The following is a 4,141-nucleotide window of genomic DNA, read 5'->3' on the forward strand; positions in this document are numbered from 1 at the left end:
TCTCCGGGAATTATCCTTTGGGAAATTGGCGTTCGCGATAGCGATGCGGAGCATGATCGCTCCAGGGCAAACTTTTGAGAAGTTATGGCAAGTTATCCAGTGTGAGCATAGCTTTTGGTATGTCACTGACGGTGATCGAGTTTACCCAAAATATATTCAACCTGAAGACCAAATGGTCTTGCAAAACTTATATGACCCGCGTGTTACGGAGAAAACACTCCCTTGAGACATGATCTGGCTCGACTAAAACGCAAAACCCTCTGTTACTCCAAATCCTTAACAATGCTTAAGTATTCTATTGGCTTGCTGGTACATTACTTGAAATTCAAGACTGTGCCAGTTCTTTTCTGAGCATTACACATTCACCAACGCCAATTTTTTGAACCTAAGCGACCTAAAAGCTGGGACTTTTTTTCAACTAAAAAATTCTAAAACCTTTATATGTCAATGCTTTTAGATTTAATCAGCAAACCCTATTTAGCTAGGTTACATCGCAAAACTTTGTGCTACTCCAAGTCCATTGATATGTTGTACAAATCAATTCCCTTGCTGATCTATGATTTGAAACATCGGCAAATTCCTCAATTCTCGTAATCATTCGTCACTGTGCAACGCCTGAAAAAAAGTTGCTGAAAGCAGTCTGTAAATGTCTCAAGCTTTGCTGCAATGGAACACAACTTACTTGTGTGAGAAATTCTAAATCTTTTTGCTTTTTCCAGGAGGTAAGCATGGCTGAGGTTTGTTTATAGCTTACTCGTTCTTGCCTCTCATACCATGCTTGAGTCCATTCAGCTAAAGCTTTGTTGTAGATTAGACCCACGTAACCCAAGGTCTTCCTTAGCAAGTTTTCTTACTCTAGAGTAGGGTAAAACCTAAATTTGTACGCTTTCTCAACCATCTATTACTTACTGAGAATTATTCACAGTCTAACATAATTGTGTGTGAGATATCAAGATTGATTGCTTTTCTTCCCGAAGCTCCCACAGGCCGGAGAGCGCGGTTCTCCAAGCAAAGTTGAGATAAAAATTTGAACTCTTGAAATCCTCCCGACGTTGCACATGGCGCGACAACGCAGGATTCCTAAACCTCGCAGATTAGGACTTTCGGCTTCTAACGCACCTACCTCCGAGGCCTTTCCCTCTTTCTGGTCTTACGGTCGCTCCACAGATTGACACTGCTAGCTCAGTAGCCTTATTTAATCTTAACACACTATTGGCAAAACCACAAAATTGATTGGTTTTCCCATAGGACACTCCCCTTTGGGAGAGCGCGGGTCTTGAACCAACTTTAGAGATAAAAAAAGCCGATGAGGAGACTCGAACTCCTGACCGTTCGATTACAAGTCGAGTGCTCTACCAACTGAGCTACATCGGCAACGTTTTTAATAATAGCAAAGCTGCACCTATTTATGCAACCCCTTTTTACTTTTAAATCACATTTGTTTTAAATAGCTTAATAAATCGGCCATTTCCCGGTCGCTGGGCTGAAATTGGGGCATAGGTGGTGTTTGGCCACTAACTACTTGCTTAATAATTGCCACATCTGACTTGCGTTGGGAAATACCTTCTAAATAAGGTCCGATCTGACTTTCTAAAACCCACTCGTGACAACCTGCACAGTTCATTTGAAAAATCGCGTGGCCTTGAACTGGGTCTCCATCAATAGACAATACTCTTTTTGTATAAGGATCATAAGCATGAAACTGCCTAAATCCTAAGAACATAAATAGGACTACCAACAGAACAGCCAGACCAACTAAGGCGCTCCACTTCAGTAAGACTTCTTTTTTGGTATCAGCAAGCTGGTTATCCAAAATCTTTATATCTCAAAAACTATCTACAAGAAAGTTTAATATCAATTAATATACCTTAACAGTATGGCTCTTTTTAGGGTAATTCTTTTATATCAAGTACAAAGATTTAATCTTAATCAATACTTTGAGGAACTATATTATTCATATTTGTATATAGAACCAATTTGGTATATTGACCTTGATGACATTTTTGAGCCATGGAGTCGTCCGTGGGATGTGGGATAGAAGGCAACTAGAAAAATATTCTCATACTCCTCCATGATGAATATCCGTATCTTCTCACTGTAGTTTTTGGTATACTTGCGTAAAAATTTGAGAGGCAGGTTATACATGGATTAAAGCAATAATTGAAAATACTTTAATACGCCCCATCTGCCCATCTGCTCCTAGTATTTTTAATATAGATCCCATAAGGGTTTTATATATTGGCCTGGGATTTCTTTACTGGCACTTTATCCCCAGACTCAAAAGAAATAGTAATATTGATCGATAAACAAATAAAAATTTCAACTATAAGGAGTTGGCTTCGTGGTAGAACCATTACTTTCTGGAATCGTACTAGGTCTCATCCTCGTGACATTGGCAGGACTATTTTTTGCAGCTTACCAACAATATCGACGGGGCAACCAATTAAACATCGACTAGATCAGTCAATCTCTCCTCTTGAGTGAGACTAAAGAAGGTCAAAGCTGTATTGCCATAGACTTTCTGCCGACAAACTTCTAAGGTGGACACAGATTTAACAGACAATCCTTCGGGACTATGTTCCACTGCTAACTCGCTGGTTGGTGCTAGAAGTTGATATTGGGCGATCGCCTCTAATACTGGTTGATATAAATCACTAGCATAAGGTGGGTCAAAATAAATCAAGTCAAACTTCTGCCCTACCAGCACTTTTAAACGTTTCAACACATCTCCCCGCAACACCTGAAATTCCTGAGATGAACTGGCCACAAGTTGCCAATTATGATCAATTACAGCACAAGCAGGGCCATATTTTTCAATTGCAATGGCTAAGGATGCTCCTCTACATAAAGCTTCGGCACCCATGGAACCCACACCTGCACATATATCTAACCATCGACAACCAGCTATATTAGTTTGCCAAATATTAAAGACTGCTTCTCGAACTTTGGCCAAAGTCGGACGAGTGGTCATTCCTGGTAAAGTTTTTAACGGACGATTTCCATATATCCTTAAGTTCATGGTTGCTCTAACCAGCTAAGGCCAAATTTTCAGATATAACTTTATTAACAAAATTTGACAAAATTTGTAGTCCAAGAGTAGAAGATTTTTCTGGGTGAAACTGTACTGCCATTAAATTGTTTTGCCCTACTGCTGCTGTGACTGTTTGATGGCCGTGGGTGACTGTTGCTGCTGTAACTTGAGAGTCAGTGGGGTCAACATAGTAGGAATGAACAAAATATACCCAAGGTTGAGAAGTTATTTCACTCCACAAAGGATGGCCTGGTTGAGTAAATTGTAGTTGGTTCCAACCCATTTGGGGAATTGTCAGACCAGGTTCAGATTTAAACCGACGTACTTTTCCAGAAAGTATTCCTAAACCTGGTTCCTGACCTTCTTCGCTACTTTCAAATAATATTTGCAAACCTAAACATATACCTAAAAAAGGTTTACCTGAAGCAATAACTTGTTTTATGGGTGTTTCTAAGTAGCGCGAGCGCAAGTGTTGCACTGCCGGGTCGAAAGACCCTACTCCTGGTAAAATTACTGCATCAGCTTGTTCTATTTCTATTGGAGAATCTGTAATTTTTGGGGTGGCACCAGTTTTTTCTAAACCTTTACAGACAGAATGTAAATTACCCATATCGTAGTCTATGACTGCAATAGTTGGCATTAATTTTTCTCCTTATTTTGTGATTGGCAATTTTATTATAGTTAATAAGTTAGTATAATTTAAAGAATTTACAGATTTTTTTATTTTGTCTTTGTTTGAAAAATGAAAACTAAAGTGTTACTGACATCATTTGATATATGGGAACCTCACCATAAATCTAATTCTTCTGATGATTTACTTGGTCTGATATCTGTGCAAAAATTAACTAATTATTCGTTAAGTTTTTTAAGAAAGTTACCTGTTGATTCACAGCTAGCTACACAGATTGTTATTGCTAAAATAGAAGAGATTCAGCCTGATGTGATTATTTGTTGTGGTATGGCAGAAACAAGGAAAATTCTCACAATAGAATCTCAAGCTAGTTGTGGAGAAGTGGTGATGAAAACTTCTATTAATTTAGCAGAGTTAGTTGCAGGTTTGGATGTGACTGAGATTAGTAATGATGCAGGAAAGTTTGTTTGCGAAGACTA

General features: G+C 38.8%; 6 protein-coding genes, 1 tRNA gene and 3 pseudogenes. 5 read left to right on the top strand and 5 right to left on the bottom strand.

Annotation, left to right across the window (positions count from 1 at the left end; genetic code table 11):
* A pseudogene (locus F6K13_RS35855) lies at positions 1–351 on the top strand (IS1 family transposase); the annotation flags it as partial.
* Positions 352–474: 123 nt separating this feature from the next.
* Positions 475–594: pseudogene (locus F6K13_RS21455) on the top strand (IS1 family transposase); the annotation flags it as partial.
* 19 nt (positions 595–613) lie between these two features.
* Here F6K13_RS21455 and F6K13_RS21460 read toward each other — a convergent pair.
* The 3 genes and pseudogenes from F6K13_RS21460 to F6K13_RS21470 form a co-directional block, all read right to left on the bottom strand.
* Positions 614–898: pseudogene (locus F6K13_RS21460) on the bottom strand (helix-turn-helix domain-containing protein); the annotation flags it as partial.
* Between the two features lie 403 nt (positions 899–1,301).
* A tRNA-Thr gene (locus tag F6K13_RS21465) sits at positions 1,302–1,374 on the bottom strand.
* A gap of 58 nt (positions 1,375–1,432) precedes the next feature.
* The gene (locus F6K13_RS21470; RefSeq protein ID WP_124147708.1) at positions 1,433–1,813 is read right to left on the bottom strand and encodes a cytochrome c; all 381 of its coding nucleotides are present in this window, start codon (positions 1,811–1,813) and stop codon (positions 1,433–1,435) included.
* Positions 1,814–1,876: 63 nt separating this feature from the next.
* Here F6K13_RS21470 and F6K13_RS21475 point away from each other — a divergent pair, with 63 nt between their 5' ends.
* Entirely contained in the window at positions 1,877–2,038 is a 162-nt protein-coding gene (locus tag F6K13_RS21475; protein WP_161564752.1) for a hypothetical protein, read from the top strand.
* A gap of 303 nt (positions 2,039–2,341) precedes the next feature.
* On the top strand, positions 2,342–2,458 hold the full coding sequence (petG, locus tag F6K13_RS21480; RefSeq protein ID WP_124147707.1) for a cytochrome b6-f complex subunit V: 117 nt from the start codon (positions 2,342–2,344) through the stop codon (positions 2,456–2,458).
* On the opposite strand, the gene rsmD is transcribed toward petG, so the two are convergent.
* Entirely contained in the window at positions 2,444–3,019 is a 576-nt protein-coding gene (gene rsmD, locus F6K13_RS21485) for a 16S rRNA (guanine(966)-N(2))-methyltransferase RsmD (RefSeq protein WP_124147706.1), read from the bottom strand. The genes petG and rsmD overlap by 15 nt on opposite strands.
* Before the next feature lie 7 nt (positions 3,020–3,026).
* The gene (hisH, locus tag F6K13_RS21490; protein WP_124147705.1) at positions 3,027–3,671 is read right to left on the bottom strand and encodes an imidazole glycerol phosphate synthase subunit HisH; all 645 of its coding nucleotides are present in this window, start codon (positions 3,669–3,671) and stop codon (positions 3,027–3,029) included.
* A gap of 102 nt (positions 3,672–3,773) precedes the next feature.
* On the opposite strand from hisH, the gene F6K13_RS21495 reads away from it, so the two are divergent.
* On the top strand, positions 3,774–4,141 hold a 368-nt coding region (locus tag F6K13_RS21495), incomplete at its 3' end, for a peptidase C15 (protein ID WP_287288327.1).

It is taken from the genome of Okeania sp. SIO2B9 (genome assembly GCF_010672505.1).
In the GTDB taxonomy this organism is placed as follows: domain Bacteria; phylum Cyanobacteriota; class Cyanobacteriia; order Cyanobacteriales; family Microcoleaceae; genus Okeania; species Okeania hirsuta.